The sequence below is a fragment of the Streptococcus caballi DSM 19004 genome (assembly GCF_000379985.1).
Taxonomy (GTDB): Bacteria; Bacillota; Bacilli; order Lactobacillales; family Streptococcaceae; genus Streptococcus; species Streptococcus caballi.
Window position 1 is genome coordinate 1 of sequence record NZ_KB904118.1, and the last position, 17,346, is coordinate 17,346.

The following is a 17,346-nucleotide window of genomic DNA, read 5'->3' on the forward strand; positions in this document are numbered from 1 at the left end:
AGTTGGACTGAACGAAGCCACTATCAAAAAATATATCCAAGAACAAGAAAAACATGACCTCGCCCTAGATAAATTGAGCGTAAAAGAATACGAAGATCCCTTTAGGGATGATGGCAAGTAATACCAACGCCTCTTTAAGAGGCAAGTGACGAGTCAAAAGCAGTGAGGCTTGAACAAAGTGAAAGCCAGCGTCTTTAGGCGCTGGCTGGTGATGTGGGCTTATAGCCCCTGTTCAAACCACCCGTTAGACGGGTGGTCATGATTTTGAAAGGGTCTTACTTGAAAAAATGCGTCAAAGTTTGTATAATAAAATTACCAAAAAGGTAATTTATTTATCTTTTGGGAGATTGTAAAGGAGAATGAATGCAGGTTCAATATACCAATAAGACTGTTGAAAAACAGTGTACAAGTTTGAAACAGGCTAAGAAAGATTTCTCCGATAAGATTGCCAAAAAGTTGCTTAAATTGGTCAATTTTATAGAAAGTGCTGACAATCTAGCTTCAGTAGCAGCCTTTCCGACTTATCATTTTCATGCTTTGAAGGGTAAGCGAAAAGGGCAGTATGCTCTGGATATTGATGGCCGTCGCAGTTCCTATAGACTGATTGTTTGTTTTCATGATTATGATCCAAAAACAATCTTTTCGGATGCGGCTTCAATAGAAATTATCCAAATTGAGGAGGTTAGCAATCACTATGAGTCATAATGAACAAATCTATGAAGATTTAATCGCCTTTCATCCAGGCTCTTATGTTGAAGATATCATTGATGATATGAATATGTCACAAAAAGAATTTGCTGAAAGGCTGGGAGTCTCTCCTAAGACAGTCAGCAAGATTGTTAATGGGGAGGAGTCCATCAGTAAGGATACCGCTAATAAACTCTCAAAATTGACAGGTATTTCTATCACAACTTGGCTAAATCTGCAAAACACTTATGATATGAAGCTGATAGAAATTGAAAATCAGAAAAATGAAGATGAACGACGCATTTGTCAGATGATTGATTTCACTTATTTTAAAGAACATCATTTTGTTGAAACAAAAAAATACAATATGCCTGAAAAGTTAGCAGCACTTAGAAAGCTGTTACAAGTTTCTAGTCTTTCTTATTTAACTCAATTCAACACAAATGTTAGCTATCGAAATACCAAAGGATTCGCTGAAAAATCAATTGTCAACTCCAATATCATGCTTGAACTTGCAACTGGAATGGCTAAAGACGCTACGGATAATAAATTGGACAGAAGAAAATTAGAACGATTGCTCTCAGAGTTAAGAGCTATGACGCTTCAAGACGTAGAGACTTTTTATCCTGTCTTAAAAGAAAAATTATTAGCTTGTGGGGTTGTTCTAATCGGACTTCCTAAATTGAGAAATGCCAGTTTGAATGGTGCAACTAAACGTTTTAAAAATGGCAGTGTGCTTCTCATGATGACTGATAAGAATAAAAGTTCTGATATTTTCTGGTTTTCCCTGTTTCATGAGTTGGGACACATTTTGAATAATGATTTTTATTCGGACTATTCAGATGATGAAGTCTACCAGCAAAAAGAAGCAACGGCAGACCAGTTTGCTCAAGATTTACTGATCCCTTCAAGGGATTATGATAGGTTTATATCAGAAAAGCAGTTTGACAGAGCGTCTATTAGACATTTTGCTGAAGAAATAGGTATCCATCCTAGTATTGTAGTGGGAAGATTACAACGGGAAGAATTTATCAGTTATACACAATTTTCAGATATGAAAATCAATTACAATATTGTCATCACCCCATCTCTCTGTTGATAGTTGTTTGAAGCAAGAAAAATTATTATTTTCTCTTGCTTTTTTGATATAATGAATTCAAAAGGAGCTAATGATATGGTAGTCAAAAATAAGGCAAATATTAATATTAAAATTAATTTAGAAGACAAGGCGGCAGCAGATGCTATTTTTGCCCACATGGGTCTAACAACAAGTGCTGCTGTCAATATGTTTATTAAACGTGTCATTGATGACCAAGCTCTGCCATTTACGCCAAGGGTGAAAAATACTTTAGACATTGCTTTAGAGCAGGCTAAAATTGATGATGTTGAAAGGTTTGATAGTCTTGATGATTGGAAATCAGAGATGAGTGCCTATGCTAAAGATTAAGCAAACCAAGCAATTTAAAAAGTCTTTTAAACGTATGGTAAAGCAAGGAAAAGACATTGAGAAGCTGTTTGCGATTGTGGAACTCTTATGCAAACAATCCAATTGCCAGCGTCTTTGAAAGACCATGAGCTAAAGGGCAAGTGGCGAGGTATTCGAGAACTTCATATCGAATCAGATTGGCTTTTGGCTTATTAGATTGAAAAGGATGAGCTTGTGTTTTTGCTGATTGACACAGGCAGCCATGCACAGATGTTAGGAATGTAAGACATGAAACCAGTAGATTATTCAAAAGTAGTACTCCCTGTTGCAGAGCTAACCAACGGGATTATCTTAGAGGAATTTGTCAAAACTAATCGTTATAATCGTGATGCTTATCAGACAGAGGCTGAACTTGAAAAGCAGTTGATTGAGGATTTGTTGCAAGGGCAGCAGTACGAGCGTTTTTCTGGCAAAACCGCAGAAGACTTACTAGCCAATCTTAAGCAACAGATTGAGCAGTTAAATAGCGTCAGCTTTTCTCCTGTAGAATGGCAGCGCTTTTTGGATGAGTATCTTGATAAAGCAAATGATGGCATGATTGAAAAGACTAGAAAAATTCAAGAAAATCATATTTATGATTTTATCTTTGATGATGGTCGTATCAAGAATATCATGCTGATTGACAAAAAGAATATCCATCACAATAAGCTTCAAGTAGCCAATCAAATCACACAAAAAGGCAGTCATACCAATCGTTATGATGTGACTATTTTGGTGAATGGGCTTCCCTTGGTGCAAATTGAACTTAAAAANCGTGGTATTCCTATGACGGAGGCTTTTAACCAAGTTCATCGCTACAGCAAAGAGTCTTTCAATCAGCAGCATTCGCTGTTTCAGTATATTCAAATTTTTGTCGTGTCAAATGGGACACGTACGCGCTATTTTGCCAATACGACAGCTCAGAATAAAAATAGTTTTGAATTTACCTGTGAGTGGGCAGACCGTAAGAATAAGGTTATCCATGATTTAGAAGATTTTGCACAGACTTTCTTGAATAAACACGTTCTTTTATCTGTTTTGACCAAGTACTGTGTCTTTGATACGAATGATACACTTTTGATTATGCGTCCTTATCAGATTGCAGCAACGGAAGCTATTTTGAGACAAATTCACCTTGCACATGAAAATAAGCTTTATGGCAGTGTGGCAGCAGGAGGCTATATTTGGCATACGACAGGTTCTGGTAAAACTCTGACTAGTTTTAAAGCTGCTAGACTGGCAACAGAGTTAGATTATATTGATAAAGTTTTCTTTGTGGTTGACCGCAAGGACTTGGATTATCAGACCATGAAGGAATATCAAAAATTCCAAAAAGATTCTGTCAATGGCAGTAAGGACACGAAAGAACTTAAGCGTGCGATTGAGACCAACGATAGTAAGATTGTTGTGACAACTATCCAGAAGTTCAATGAATTCGTGAAAAAGAATCCCAATCATCCTATTTTTGAAAAACAATGTGTCATGATTTATGATGAATGTCATCGGTCGCAGTTTGGTGAGGCACAAGGAAGAGTCCGAGAGAGTTTTAAGGCCAATTATCAATTTGGTTTTACAGGGACACCTATTTTTCAAGCGAATAGTTTGACAGGCAGACAGACCAGTGATGTCTTTGGTAAACAACTTCATGCTTATATCATTACAGATGCTATCCGTGATGAAAAAGTATTAAAATTTAAGGTTGACTACAACTATATTAAGTCTTTTACACCTTCGACAAAATATCAAGAAATTATGGCAGCCGAGCAGGAAGCAGGCCACGAACGAGATGAGAAAAAACTTAAAAAGCTGGAGAAAAAATTATTGCTTCATCCAGAGCGTATTGCAACCATTTCTGAATATTTATTGAGTGTCTATGGTGATAAAACGCATCGAAATACTATTTATCAGCGAAAGCAAAAGCGTCTTAAAGGCTTTAATGCTATGTTTGCAGTTCAAAGTGTGCAGGCAGCAAAAATGTACTATGAGGAATTGAATCGTCAGCAAGATCATTTGCCTGAAGAGAAACGACTGAGAATTGCAACGATCTTTAGTTTTGCTCCTAATGAAGCCCAAGAGGCTTATGGTGCCATTGAAGATGAAACATTTGAGCCAACAGCAATGGATGCTTCAGCTAAAGAATTCTTAAGCAAGGCGATTTCAGATTATAATCAGCTTTTCCGAACGAATTTTTCAACAGAGGGCAAAGAATTTCAAAATTATTATAAGGATTTGTCTAAGCGTGTTAAAGAAAAGGAAGTTGATCTGCTGATTGTAGTAGGGATGTTTTTGACAGGTTTTGATGCGCCGACCATGAATACTCTATTTGTTGATAAAAATTTGCGTTATCATGGTTTGATTCAGGCTTATTCACGAACCAACCGTATTTTGACGAAGGAGAAACCTTTTGGCAATATCGTTTGTTTCCGTGATTTAGAGCAGGCTACTAAAGATGCCTTGACTTTATTAGGTCAAGAAAATAGTATTCAGGTGGTGTTGGAAAAGAGTTTTTCCGAATACATGGATGGCTTTACTGATGAAGAAACTCAGATTACGGTGAGAGGTTACAAAGAAGTCTGTCAAGAACTTCTTGAGCGGTTTTCTGATCCAACAGAGATTGTCTTGGAATCTGAAAAGAAAGCATTTGTCGAACTGTTTGGTCAAGTGTTGAAATTGGAAAATGTCCTCCGTAATTTTGATGAATTTACGTCAGAAGAACGTCTGATTTCAGAAGGGATGATGCAGGATTTCCGAAGTGTTTATGTGGATATTCGTGATGAAGCATACGGAGGCGGTCGTCAGGGTAAGAATGAGGAGACGGGCATTGATTTATCGGATATTGAGTTTGAAATTGAACTCTTAAAGACAGATGAAATTAGCTTGGATTATATTATTGCCTTGATTTCTGAAAAGTTAAAAGAAGACGAGTCAAAAGATGCTTTGAAAACTGAGATTTCCCGTGTTATCCGCTCAAGTATTGATATGCGGGCGAAAGAACAGTTGGTTCTTGATTTTATCAATGAGACAGATTTAGAAGAACTCAAAGATCATAATACGATTTTAGAATCTTTTTATCGTTATGCTCGAATCAGAAAATCTAATGCGATTACCTCGTTAGCCGAAAAAGACCAATTACAAGGAAATTATCGTCCGTTCATTGAAAGAGCAGTTGAAAAAGGTTTTGTCTCCCATACTGGGACAGAACTCAATGACTTATTGCCACCAACTTCGCGTCGTCAAGGGGCACGTGAACGGAAGAAACAAGAAGTATTGTTGCATATTCAAGCATTAGTAGAGACTTATACGGGAATATAAACTTGTCACAAATGATCAACACCATGGCGCCTATTGCCATGGTGTTGTTGCTTTGGTTGGGTGTAATAAAATTATCACATCAATTAGCAGACTAATCTAAAACTCTCTACCCTATACTATTTGTCATCTCTTGATGGCTTTTGACAAATGGCTGAGCGATGAGCAGATTTTGTCCATGAGCCGCCTGAAAGACATTCGATTATTTATGTCCTCCTTCTTTGCTGCGCTATTCTCCAAAGACGGACCGGTAGCTATCCAGCACCTTAGCAAATTCAAGAAAAGCACTGGTCTGATTATTGTTAATATAAAGATATTTGATGATTTTGTGCGTGTGAGCTTTCAGTATGACTATGCAGGTTTTAATTTGCCGTGCTTTGTGGTGCTTAACGAGCAGCATCTCTTATTTTGTTCATCTTATTCAGCTTCGACAAGTACTTTCAAGGACTTGGCATATTTACTTGGGACAAATTCGGTGATGTCGTACCGAGCAATGTGTTCTCTATAAAAGGGATCATGTCTGATGATGGCCTTAATCTCATCTTTACTGTCAGCCTTGGCTAAAATCACACCGCCAACACGAGGCACTTGACGGCCAGAAGCGATGAAGTGACCATTCTCATAATAGCGATCCAAGTATTCAACGTGCTCAGGCAGAAATCTTTCCACTTCTTCAAGAGGTTTTAGATAAGTTAAGTTAATGATAAACATACATCTCTCCTTGTTTCTATAAGATAATTTGATTATAATACAAGGCAAAAGGTCTGAAAAGTAGGCACATTTTTGTTAGTGGGAAGAAATATGGCACAAATTTCTTGGGATTGTAGTATCGCACCTGTACTTGAAATGATTGGTGTCAAATGGACAATCAATGTCCTTTGGCAAATTCAAAAGCATGAGGGAATTCGTTTCAATCAGCTCAATCGAGATGTTAAAGGAATTACAACGATTATGCTGACGCGGACGCTGGATAAACTTATGGCAGATGGGCTTGTCTCAAAAAAAGATTTTCAAGAAAATCCTCCTCATGTGGAGTATTTTCTGACAGATAAGGGAAGTAGTCTGATGCCTCTTTTGAGAGAGCTGAGCCAGTGGGGGCAAGATTGGAGAGATTAGCAGCTTTGTGGTGCTTTTATTTTTTTACCAATGTTTGGATATGCAGTAGGTTTTTAGGTGACAGTTTTGAAGGACAAGAGACCGGATAAAAGCGAACTTGTAAATAAAACCACACTATAACTTTAGTCTTGAAAAGAGCATTAAGATGAAGTAAACACCGTGTGGTCTTTGATTTTTAGCCCCTCAACCGCTGATTTTTCCCTAGCTCAAGTAGCAATCCCTCTTTTCTATCGTTTGAAAGCCAAGCTTATCGATTAGTTGACCTTCAGTTCTAAATTTAGAGCACAACCTATTAATTGAGCTTTAATTTTAAATTAGAGTACAACTTATCGAAGCCTTGCTATTGGCAATGAGAGCCTCGTCAATCAATCGTTTGACCTTTATTTTCAGAGACAGTCCTTAATGGACGGATGGGTGGGGGAAATCCTTGTGGTAAAAGGGTGCTACAAGCTGTCAGAACAGTGTTACAAGAGTTGTTTTATGGAAAATAAAAACGGCATCAAAGATCTGCTACGGAAAAGTTAGTTATTAAGGAAAAGAGGACAGTAATTTGACAACAAGGCGCTAGGGTGCATCAGAAACGGCTCTTTGACATGTCATCAGTGTTGATTTAGCATTCTGTAATCTCCTTTGGTTGCCAAGTGATGACTTCTTTTTTATAATATGGTCAGTATTGTTTTAGCATGATAGATTTGGAGGAATCATGGCAAAAGTAATTGCAAAGCGCGTGTCTAACTACGAGCTCTTTTATGATTTGGTTTTTGTTTTAGCCATTTCACAGCTGACATCAACACTTCACCATATCACAGACAACCCTCGCTCGATTATTGTTTTTATTGTCAATAGTCTTATGGCACTCAGTATTTGGATGCAGCAGACTTTTTATCTGAATAAATACGGTGAGCGCGACCGTCTGGATATTTATATTAATATCGGTGCTATGTTTATTGTGGGAAATTTTGCCCAGATAATCGGTAAAGTTCAATACACTAATGCGGATGTGCTGCGATACAATGGTCTTCTGGTCGCATCTTATGTATTGATTATCCTGCAATATTATCTGCGGAGTCGCAGGATTGGCCTGACACGGGACATTAAGGCTGGTATTTTAAGTTTGTCCTTGTCCGCGGCTTGTTTTGCAGTTTTGACTGCTGTTTACTTGTCTTTTCCTAGCGTTCAGGGGGCGCCTTATTTTTTCATCTTGTGGATTTTCCCACCTTTTATTCCTTGGATTTTAGCCAAGTATTTTGATTATCGGCTGATTAATTTTCCCCACCTGGTTGAGCGTTGCCAATTGATTACCATCATTACCTTTGGAGAGGCGGTTTTAGCCATTATTCGGTCTTATCCCGTGACAAGCCGACCGTTTATCGGTTTTATGGTTTTTGTCGGCATGTCCTTTATGTTCATTTCCTATATTTCACAGACTTATCTCAATATCAATCACCATCAGGTGACGCGAGCCAATGCTCTGATTTTTGCCCATATCTTCCTGATTACGGGGCTTAATATTTTTACCGTTTCCGAGGAGCTCTGGGCAAACAATCACCATCGTGAGTGGGGCATGGTTCTCTTTGTTGTTGGTTTTCTGATGTATTATACCAGTCTCATGGTGACCTCTATCTACAATGATTCTAGCTTGCGCCTTCACAAAGGCCATCATGTTCTCTATGCTGTGGTTGGCTTACTTGGGATGACACTCATTATTTTACTCAATAAGTATCGCTTTATTTCGGTGACGATCTTTGTCGCTACAGCTTACGCCTATAATCTTATCAGCCTTATACATCGTCGAAATGTTCGTCGCAAACTGGCTAAGAAATTGGCAACACATGCCCATCACAAATAAGATTGGACAATCATTAAGGAGAAGCTCTGTGAGGGTTTCTTTTTATTATTGCGAGCAATATACCAACTTCCTTTGATTTTTTACACTTTGAGAATCAATAATCGCGTAGTTTGGAGAGACGACCCTACCAGCTTTCACTCGCTTTTTTTAATAAGTTCTGTCAAAACGGAACCCCACAGACCAGTTGCCTTAGCACAACGAAAGAAGCTCCATATAGTTGGATTAGGAGGGAAGTTATGTTGGAGCATACGCCAGTGACAGCCTGTTTTGGTCATGTACAAAGTCGCATTAACCAGCTCCCGTTTAGATCATTTATAGGTGCGGTGTTTTGAGAAACAGGGTTCAAGCTTGGTATTCTTTATCAGTTAAATCAGTTTCATACGTTTGTCTTGGCATATGTTTAGTTTGACATTTTTTGTGAATACAGGTTCTCAGTTTCATTCTTCCAGTTGTTGAAATAAGAAGAGTGGGTGAGTTCATCTAGAGAAAAGGTAAATCATTGCAATAATCGCCTATTTTTGCAACAATAGTAGCATCAAGTGATTTTAAGAAGGAGAAGTGGTTTTTTTAATTCAAACTCACACTTTTTGAAGACAAGCGATCATGATAAAACATCTTAAGACTAAGCACTCGACCTACTGCCTGATGATAGCCTTCGTCGCTTTTATCTTGATATTACCACAACTCATATCTGGAAATATGGTGCTGGGGTCGGATGTCATTTTTCATTTTAATCGATTTTATGATGCGGCGGAGCAAGTGCGGCATTTGAACTTTGATTATTTTATATCTTTGTATGGTTTTCAGCAGTCGGGACGGATTGTCAATGCTTTATATGGTCCAGTACTTTCTTATTGCCAGGGAGTGCTGGTCTTGGTGAGCAGGAATTGGTTCACTTATCAACTGTTATCAAACTGGATTTTGTATTGCCTGGCTGGTCTATCAATGTATATCTTTTTGATAAAGACAAAGTTGAAAAAGCCTTATGCGTTGATAGGAAGTTTGGTTTATCTGTCCACCTATTCTATCCAGTATTGGATTATCAAGCAGGGCTTTACCAGCTGGGGAGCGGCTTTGTTACCCCTAGCGTTGAGCATTCTCTTTCAACTGACAGAGACTAAGCAAGTTCCCAAGTGGCTATTGGGGATTTACACAGCTATGATGGTTCAGACTCATATGTTGACCTCGCTTATCTTGGTGTTGATTGACATTCCTTTCTTTGGCTATGCCTTTTTCCAAAATCGCCAAAAGGGTAAATTTATCAGAGATTTGGTCAGGGAGATAGTAATCTTTATTTGCTTGACCTTAAATGTCGGGCTAGCTTATGTGAGTGTCTTTGCTCGCAATCAGATGGCTAGACCTTTCATTAATCATGAGATGAGTTATTCTACCATCAACCAGCACAGTTTTTATTGGCTCCTAAATCCTGCTATCCTTGCTCCCATTTTAGTTGTGATTTATCTTGTTTTTGTATGGAAATGGTGGTCAATGACGGCTAGTAACAGAATTTGGCTTGGGGTAATGACCTTTATGTTGCTATTGTCGACTAGTCTTGTTCCTTGGGACTGGCTAATTAAGCAGAATAATTCGGTGGCAGAACTGGTGCAATTTCCTTTTCGTTTTTTTGTCCCTGTGTCTGTCATTGCCATTTACCTGATTTTGAAGATTTGCAGTCGGGTTCAAGGTCTACAACCTTATCTGAAAATCCTGCTCCCGATTGGCCTGGTGATTAGTCTTATGCAGTCTCTGTTTCTTTTGGTTAGTGCGACAGCACATTGGAATACTGAGACAAATTTCATGCCTTCACAGTACAAGGTGATCTTTAACGGTGATATTGCTAGCGTTAAGCAGTCTTTTTACGATAGAGATAAGAAGAAAGCGTTGGACTTGGTTGCCAAGGGAACACCTGATTACTTGCCCATTTACCCCAAGCGGTCAGGTGATAAGCAAAATCGTTACGACCTCTACCTGTCGAAAATTGTGGCAGCCAATAAGAAGTTTACAAAAACAGTTACTCATGGGGGACTGCAGGTTGAGTGGCAAGGAACGTCAAGCACTGAGATGGAGGTTCCTGTGGTAGTCTATAAGGATACGGTAGTCATTCTCAATGGTAAAGAAATAGCACACAGGCAGCTGAATCTGAGTAGTATAGGAACCCCATCTGTTAAGCAAAAAAACCATCAAACAAATACTCTCTTTATCTACTACAGGACTGGGCTGTTAGAAAAAGCGATGCTGGCAGGGACAGTCTTATCATGGCTAGTTGTTTTATACCATTTAGCCCATCGCCTTGGTCGCAAGCAACTGGTGACACAGATATTTAAGAAATAAAGTCAAAAAGAGAGCGAATTATATTAGTACACTTTGAAGAAGTGATAATGCAGGCTCTAAGCAAATAAACGAAGGAGGAAATTGATGTTACTCGTTGGTGTAAAAGAAGAAAAGGGGTGGCTCACATCCAAGTGGCAATTAACCTATCCAGTAGGCTGGCAGCGAATTTGTAAGGCGGCAAATTCAGCCTATGATTATTATGATAATCTAGAAATTTTAATTGATAATGTGAAGGTTGATTTGTCATCCAAAAACGACCTTCTAAAACTTGAAGAGGGGGGAGCGATGACCATCCGAGGTATGTCAAAAATTATCAGGGTTCCGCTGATGATTACATTTTTCAACCAGTCAGATGTTGTCAATGTCTGGGTGGCTTGTGCCTCAGAAGAATTTAAAGAAGCTGACTATCAAAACTTTAATCGCTCTCTGGGACAATACCTCGGCAGTATGGAATTAGCCATGTATTATTAATGTCATAGAGTAAAGGTGAGATACTATGAATCTTGGATTTTCCTATGTCGGTCTAATGTTTCTTATCATGCTGATCATACCAAATCTAATTTGGACAAAGAATAAACCTAAAGATTATGACAGATATGTTGTTAGCGAAAATAAATTGCTTTTAGTCTTAGAGAGAATTGGGGAAGTTTCAGTATCCTGTCTCTCACTCATCTTTTTAGATTTTAACTTAACACCTTGGTCAAAATGGTCTTGGTGGTTAGTGTTGGCTTTCGTCCTCATGATCTTTTATGAGATGTTCTGGTTAAGGTATTTTAGAAGCAAGAAAACTCTGCAAGACTTTTACAGCAGTTTTTTTGGAATCCCTGTTGCAGGTGCGACCCTCCCTGTTTTAGCATTCTTTCTTTTAGCTGTTTACGGAAAAAATCACTTACTTGCCTGTGCTGTTACAATTCTCGGAATAGGACATGTTTGTATTCATTTAGAGAATAAAAGAAAATTAGGTTTTAGAGAGAATGACTGATATTAACTAGAGTGGCAATGTAGCGCTTTTCGTATTTTATATCTACTAAGTTTACTATTTTTTGGTATAATTGTATGAGTATGCAAATGAGTACAGAAAGAAGGGTGTCTGCGTGTCCGATTATTTATCGGTTAGTTCTCTGACCAAGTATTTGAAATTAAAATTTGACCGTGACCCTTATTTGGAGCGGGTTTATCTGACTGGGCAGGTTTCGAATTTCCGTCGGCGTCCTAATCACCAATATTTCTCACTGAAGGATGAGAAGGCTGTGATTCAGGCTACTATGTGGTCTGGTATTTACAAAAAACTTGGCTTTGAGTTGGAAGAAGGCATGAAGATTAATGTCATTGGTCGTGTTCAGCTTTATGAGCCAAGCGGTTCCTATTCCATCATCATTGAAAAGGCAGAGCCAGATGGCATCGGTGCTCTGGCTATCCAGTTTGAACAGCTCAAGAAAAAGCTAGCTGAAGCGGGCTATTTTGATGACCGCCACAAGCAGCCCCTACCTCAATTTGTCAAGAAGATTGGTGTGGTGACTAGCCCTAGCGGTGCGGTTATTCGAGACATTATCACGACCGTTAGCCGTCGATTCTCTGGCGTTGAGATTTTGCTTTTTCCAACCAAGGTGCAAGGCGAGGGCGCAGCGCAGGAAGTAGCGGCCAATATCGCGGCTGCCAACCAGCGTGATGATTTAGACTTGCTTATCGTCGGGCGGGGCGGTGGCTCTATTGAGGACCTCTGGGCTTTCAATGAGGAGATTGTCGTGCAGGCCATTTTTGAAAGTCGGTTGCCAGTGATTTCTTCTGTGGGTCATGAAACCGATACGACCTTGGCGGACTACGTCGCCGATCGCAGAGCAGCCACACCGACAGCGGCAGCAGAGTTAGCAACGCCTGTCACCAAGGCTGATATTGTAGCCTGGATAGCAGAGCAGCAAAATCGAGCCTACCAAGCTGTCCTGCGACATATCCAACAAAAAGAAGAACGGATAAACAAGCTCAGTAACTCAGTTATTTTCCGCCAGCCAGAGCGACTCTATGACGGTTATGTTCAAAAGCTGGATAAGTTGACGACCAGTCTTGTGCATTCAATGCGCCAGCAGTACGCCGACAGTTTACAGCAGCAGCGTCTGCTCAGTCAACGCTTATTGGCGGTAGATTTGCTAGGGCGTGTTGACCGCTATGTAGAGCGCTTGGCGACACAAAAACGCCTTTTGCTGAGTAACATGACCAGCCAATACGACAGCAAGTTGGCTAGGTTTGAAAAGGCACAGGATGCGCTGCTCTCGCTGGATACCAGCCGTATCGTGGCACGGGGCTATGCCATGGTTCAAAAAAATGACAAAGTGGTGGCCAGCACCAAGGATATAGAAAAGGGCGATAAGGTTAGTGTGCTCATGCGTGACGGTCGTCTGGAAGTTGAGGTAAAAGATGTCAAACAAGAAAACATTTGAAGAAAATTTACAGGAATTAGAGGCTATTGTGGCGAAATTGGAAAATGGTGATGTGGCCTTGGAAGATGCCATCGCTGAATTTCAAAAGGGCATGGTGCTGTCAAAAGACTTGCAAGCCACCTTGAAGAATGCGGAAGAAACCCTCGTCAAGGTCATGCAGGCAGATGGCTCTGAAAAGGAAATGGATGCTTAATTAATGGATAAAGTTGCAGGAATTGACGGTGCTATCCGCCGTTATTACGGGCAGAAGGCCGTGTCAGATGATTTGATTGAGGCCATTCTCTACTCGGTTGATGCTGGTGGCAAACGCATCCGTCCGCTGGTGCTTTTGGACTTGTTGGAAGGCTTTGGGCTGGCCTTGACAGCAGCTCACTTTGATGTGGCAGCGGCAGTCGAGATGATTCACACAGGCAGTCTCATTCATGATGACCTGCCAGCCATGGACGATGATGATTACCGTCGTGGTCGCTTGACCAACCATAAAAAATTTAACGAAGCAACTGCTATTTTGGCTGGTGACTCGCTTTTCCTTGATCCTTTTGGTCTGGTGGCAGAGTCGGATTTACCAGCTGATATCAAGGTTAGGTTATTGCGTGAGCTGTCTTATGCGGCTGGAACTTACGGCATGGTTGGTGGTCAGATGTTGGATATGGAGGGCGAAAAGCAGCAGCTTAGTCTGTCTGAACTTCAGCTCATTCATGCGAACAAGACAGGTAAACTGCTGGCTTTTCCTTTTGTGGCGGCAGGGATCATAGCAGAGCTGGCAGCGGATGACTTGGCTGATTTGCGGACAGCAGGTGAGCTGGTTGGTTTGGCTTTTCAAGTGCGTGACGACATCTTAGATGTGACCGCGACTTTTGAGGAAATCGGCAAAACACCGCAAAAAGATTTGGCGGCGGAAAAATCAACCTATCCAAGCCTGCTGGGCTTAGACAAGTCACGTCAGATTTTGGACGACTCGCTCAACCAAGCGCTAGCTATTTTCCAAAAACTAGAGGCTAATCAAGGCTTTAACCCAGATAAGATTGAGAAATTGATAGAAAGGTTGCGACTGCATGGCTAAGGAAAGAGTAGACGTGCTGGCTTATAAACAAGGGCTTTTTGAGACGCGTGAACAAGCTAAACGTGGTGTCATGGCAGGTCTGGTGGTCAATGTCATCAACGGCGAGCGCTATGATAAGCCAGGCGAAAAGATTGCAGACGATACCGAGCTCAAGCTAAAGGGTGAAAAACTCAAATACGTCAGCCGCGGCGGACTGAAATTAGAGAAGGCGCTGCAAGTTTTTGACATCTCGGTGACTGGCCTGACAACCATTGATATTGGGGCTTCAACAGGCGGATTTACCGATGTCATGCTGCAAAATGGCGCTAAGCTAGTCTACGCAGTTGATGTCGGTACCAATCAACTGGTTTGGAAATTGCGTCAGGATGAGCGCGTTCGTTCTATGGAACAGTATAACTTCCGCTACGCAGAGCTGGCTGATTTTAACGAAGACCGTCCTGCATTTGCCAGTATTGATGTCAGTTTTATCTCACTAAGATTGATTCTGCCAGCGCTAGCGACGGTGCTGGCTGACGGCGGACAGGTGGTGGCTCTCATCAAACCCCAGTTCGAAGCGGGGCGCGAGCAGATTGGCAAAAACGGTATCGTGCGTGATAAGTCTGTCCATGAAAAGGTTTTAGAAACTGTTATAAATTTTGCGACAGATGACGGTTTTACAGTTAGGGGGCTTGATTTTTCGCCAATTCAGGGTGGCCACGGTAATATTGAATTTTTGGCGCATTTGGAAAGATCAGCTGCGCCGCAAAATATGGTTGGCGATAGAATTCCTCAAATCGTCGAAAATGCACACAAGGAATTTAAAAGTAATGAAGAAAAGTGAACGATTAGAACTGATTAAAAGGATTGTTCTGGCTAATACGATTGAAACACAGCATGATTTGGTGAAGTTGTTGCAGGAGCAGGGCTTGAATTTGACTCAGGCCACCATTTCTCGCGACATGAACGAGATTGGTATTGTCAAGATTCCGTCACAGAATGGCCGCTATGTTTATGGTCTGTCTCAGGAAAATGGCAAACGTATTTCAGCGCGACCAACACCTATTAAAAGTACGGTTTTGGCTATATCTGACAAGCTTCCTGGTTTGGAACACATGTTGCATTTGGACGTTGTGCCAGGCAATAGTCGCCTGATTAAACGCCTGCTGCTGAATGATTTTGCCCAGCAGATTTTTAGTTTGATTGCGGATGATGACAGTCTCCTGCTCATCGCTAAAACACCTAGCGATACGGATGCTATTCGCCAGCAAATCATCCTATGGATGACGCCGCAAGATTAAGAAGGTTGGTAAAGAGGAAGAAGCATGCTTTTAGAAATTTCCATTAAAAATTTTGCCATTATTGAGGAAATTTCCCTCAATTTTGATCAGGGCATGACGGTGCTGACGGGTGAGACTGGTGCTGGCAAGTCCATCATCATTGACGCTATGAACATGATGCTGGGGGCGCGTGCTAGCACGGAAGTCATTAGGCATGGCACGGCCAAGGCGGAGATTGAAGGGTTCTTTTCCATTGAGAAAAATGCTGCGCTGGCTCAGTTGTTGGAAGAAAATGGCATTGACTGTACGGATGAGCTTATTATCCGTCGTGAAATTTTGCAAAATGGGCGTTCCATCAGCCGTATCAACGGTCAGATGGTCAATTTGACCACTCTGCGTGCCATTGGTCAATACTTGGTGGATATTCATGGTCAACATGACCAGGAAGAACTTATGAAGCCCAACATGCACATTGCCATGCTGGATGAGTTTGGTGATGAGGATTTCTGGGCTAGTAAGAAGTACTATCGTCAGCTTTTTGATGCTTATCGCGACCTGCGCAAGCGTGTTCTTGATAAACAAAAAAATGAGCGGGAACATAAGGCACGCATTGAGATGCTGGAATTTCAGATAGCGGAGATTGAGGCTGTTGCCCTCAAATCTGGCGAAGATGTGGCGCTTAATCAAGAAAGAGATAAATTGCTCAACCATAAGCACATTGCGGACACCCTGACCAATGCTTATATCCTGCTGGACAACGAAGATTTTTCTAGCCTGTCCAACGTTCGTTCTGCCATGAATGATCTTATGACGTTAGAAGAATTTGACCCTGAGTACAAGGAGATGTCGTCCAGTCTGGCTGAGGCTTACTATGTCATGGAAGAAGTGACCAAGCATCTTTCAGATGTTATAGATGATTTGGATTTCGATGGTGGACGTTTGCAGCAGATTGAATTACGCTTGGATGTTATTAATAGCATCACCCGTAAATATGGCGGCAGTGTAGATGACGTCTTGGATTATTTTGCCAATATCACCAAGGAATACAATCTTTTGACGGGCAATAATGAGTCTTCTGACAGTATGGAGCGGGAACTCAAGTGTTTAGAAAGAGATCTAGTTGAGGCAGCAAATGAGCTTAGTCAAAAGCGCCACGAGCTAGCTCAAGGTCTGCAAAAAGAAATCAAGCAGGAGTTGGCCGACCTCTACATGGAAAAGGCTAATTTTCAAGTTCAATTCAACAAGGGCAAGTTCAACCGCGATGGTAATGAGCTGGTTGAATTTTACATTTCAACTAATCCTGGTGAAGGTTTCAAGCCCCTAGTCAAGGTAGCTTCAGGTGGCGAATTGTCCCGTCTCATGCTGGCCATCAAGTCAGCTTTCTCACGCAAGGAAGATAAAACCAGCATTGTCTTTGACGAGGTGGATACAGGTGTGTCTGGCCGTGTAGCGCAAGCCATTGCCCAAAAAATCTACAAAATTGGCAGTCATGGACAAGTTTTAGCCATTTCTCATCTGCCACAAGTTATTGCTATTGCAGATTATCAATTTTTCATTGAAAAACGCAGCGATGAAGCAACAACTGTCTCCACCGTGCGCCTCTTATCATTTGATGAGCGCGTGGAGGAAATTGCTAAAATGCTTGCAGGCAGCGATGTGACCGAAGCAGCGCGCGTGCAGGCCAGAGAACTTTTGAAAAAATAAAAAGATAGGACGTGTTTTTCAAGCTTTCAGTCTCTTTATTTCCATTTGAAATGAAGTTGTTGAACAGTTTGAAAGACTGTCTTTTTAAATTTAGCTGGAAGCGGAAACTAATTTTGACAGCTGCAGGCTAA

At 40.9% G+C, this 17,346-nt stretch carries 18 protein-coding genes and 1 pseudogene; 17 read left to right on the plus strand and 2 right to left on the minus strand.

Annotation, left to right across the window (positions count from 1 at the left end; translation table 11 throughout):
- The 6 genes and pseudogenes from A3GS_RS11830 to A3GS_RS0109660 all read left to right on the plus strand — a co-directional run.
- Positions 1-121, plus strand: a pseudogene (locus A3GS_RS11830) (IS200/IS605 family transposase); the annotation flags it as partial.
- Between the two features lie 242 nt (positions 122-363).
- Positions 364-705 (plus strand): type II toxin-antitoxin system RelE/ParE family toxin, encoded by a 342-nt coding sequence (locus A3GS_RS0109640; RefSeq protein WP_018365185.1) that lies wholly within the window; start codon positions 364-366, stop codon positions 703-705.
- Complete coding sequence (locus A3GS_RS0109645) at positions 695-1,786, plus strand: HigA family addiction module antitoxin (protein ID WP_018365186.1); 1,092 nt, start codon at positions 695-697, stop codon at positions 1,784-1,786. Before A3GS_RS0109640 ends, A3GS_RS0109645 begins: the two co-directional genes overlap by 11 nt.
- A 75-nt stretch (positions 1,787-1,861) precedes the next feature.
- Positions 1,862-2,134 (plus strand): type II toxin-antitoxin system RelB/DinJ family antitoxin, encoded by a 273-nt coding sequence (locus A3GS_RS0109650; protein ID WP_018365187.1) that lies wholly within the window; start codon positions 1,862-1,864, stop codon positions 2,132-2,134.
- 87 nt (positions 2,135-2,221) lie between these two features.
- The gene (locus tag A3GS_RS13125; protein ID WP_240430911.1) at positions 2,222-2,329 is read left to right on the plus strand and encodes a type II toxin-antitoxin system mRNA interferase toxin, RelE/StbE family; all 108 of its coding nucleotides are present in this window, start codon (positions 2,222-2,224) and stop codon (positions 2,327-2,329) included.
- Positions 2,330-2,401: 72 nt separating this feature from the next.
- On the plus strand, positions 2,402-5,464 hold the full coding sequence (locus A3GS_RS0109660) for a type I restriction endonuclease subunit R (protein ID WP_018365189.1): 3,063 nt from the start codon (positions 2,402-2,404) through the stop codon (positions 5,462-5,464).
- A 414-nt stretch (positions 5,465-5,878) separates the two neighbouring features.
- Here A3GS_RS0109660 and A3GS_RS0109670 read toward each other — a convergent pair whose 3' ends face one another.
- Entirely contained in the window at positions 5,879-6,172 is a 294-nt protein-coding gene (locus tag A3GS_RS0109670; RefSeq protein ID WP_018365191.1) for a YciI family protein, read from the minus strand.
- Positions 6,173-6,262: 90 nt separating this feature from the next.
- Between A3GS_RS0109670 and A3GS_RS0109675 the strand changes: the two genes are divergently transcribed.
- Together A3GS_RS0109675 and A3GS_RS11840 are read left to right on the plus strand one after the other, a co-directional pair.
- Complete coding sequence (locus A3GS_RS0109675) at positions 6,263-6,577, plus strand: winged helix-turn-helix transcriptional regulator (RefSeq protein ID WP_018365192.1); 315 nt, start codon at positions 6,263-6,265, stop codon at positions 6,575-6,577.
- A gap of 703 nt (positions 6,578-7,280) precedes the next feature.
- A complete protein-coding gene (locus A3GS_RS11840) occupies positions 7,281-8,426 on the plus strand; it encodes a low temperature requirement protein A (RefSeq protein WP_018365193.1) in 1,146 nt (381 codons plus the stop codon).
- A gap of 134 nt (positions 8,427-8,560) precedes the next feature.
- On the opposite strand, the gene A3GS_RS13350 is transcribed toward A3GS_RS11840, so the two are convergent.
- Positions 8,561-8,722: a transposase gene (locus A3GS_RS13350; protein WP_420805170.1), complete on the minus strand. Its 162-nt coding sequence runs from the start codon at positions 8,720-8,722 to the stop codon at positions 8,561-8,563.
- Between the two features lie 307 nt (positions 8,723-9,029).
- Here A3GS_RS13350 and A3GS_RS0109685 point away from each other — a divergent pair, with 307 nt between their 5' ends.
- The 9 genes from A3GS_RS0109685 to recN all read left to right on the plus strand — a co-directional run bounded on the left by A3GS_RS0109685 (position 9,030) and on the right by recN (position 17,215).
- Positions 9,030-10,757, plus strand: a complete 1,728-nt coding sequence (locus A3GS_RS0109685; protein ID WP_026216364.1) for a glycosyltransferase family protein — start codon at positions 9,030-9,032, stop codon at positions 10,755-10,757.
- 84 nt (positions 10,758-10,841) lie between these two features.
- Positions 10,842-11,228, plus strand: a complete 387-nt coding sequence (locus A3GS_RS0109690; protein ID WP_018365196.1) for a hypothetical protein — start codon at positions 10,842-10,844, stop codon at positions 11,226-11,228.
- A 25-nt stretch (positions 11,229-11,253) separates the two neighbouring features.
- Positions 11,254-11,739, plus strand: a complete 486-nt coding sequence (locus tag A3GS_RS0109695) for a hypothetical protein (protein WP_018365197.1) — start codon at positions 11,254-11,256, stop codon at positions 11,737-11,739.
- A 112-nt stretch (positions 11,740-11,851) separates the two neighbouring features.
- On the plus strand, positions 11,852-13,192 hold the full coding sequence (gene xseA, locus A3GS_RS0109700; protein ID WP_018365198.1) for an exodeoxyribonuclease VII large subunit: 1,341 nt from the start codon (positions 11,852-11,854) through the stop codon (positions 13,190-13,192).
- Complete coding sequence (locus A3GS_RS0109705) at positions 13,170-13,385, plus strand: exodeoxyribonuclease VII small subunit (RefSeq protein WP_018365199.1); 216 nt, start codon at positions 13,170-13,172, stop codon at positions 13,383-13,385. The genes xseA and A3GS_RS0109705 overlap by 23 nt, the downstream gene beginning before the upstream one ends.
- Before the next feature lie 3 nt (positions 13,386-13,388).
- The gene (locus tag A3GS_RS0109710; protein WP_018365200.1) at positions 13,389-14,255 is read left to right on the plus strand and encodes a polyprenyl synthetase family protein; all 867 of its coding nucleotides are present in this window, start codon (positions 13,389-13,391) and stop codon (positions 14,253-14,255) included.
- Complete coding sequence (locus A3GS_RS0109715) at positions 14,248-15,075, plus strand: TlyA family RNA methyltransferase (protein WP_018365201.1); 828 nt, start codon at positions 14,248-14,250, stop codon at positions 15,073-15,075. The genes A3GS_RS0109710 and A3GS_RS0109715 overlap by 8 nt, the downstream gene beginning before the upstream one ends.
- A complete protein-coding gene (locus A3GS_RS0109720; protein ID WP_018365202.1) occupies positions 15,062-15,532 on the plus strand; it encodes an arginine repressor in 471 nt (156 codons plus the stop codon). The genes A3GS_RS0109715 and A3GS_RS0109720 overlap by 14 nt, the downstream gene beginning before the upstream one ends.
- Before the next feature lie 24 nt (positions 15,533-15,556).
- Positions 15,557-17,215 carry a DNA repair protein RecN gene (recN, locus tag A3GS_RS0109725; RefSeq protein WP_018365203.1) on the plus strand — a complete coding sequence of 553 codons (1,659 nt, stop codon included), beginning with the start codon at positions 15,557-15,559 and terminating at the stop codon, positions 17,213-17,215.
- Positions 17,216-17,346 lie beyond the last annotated feature (131 nt).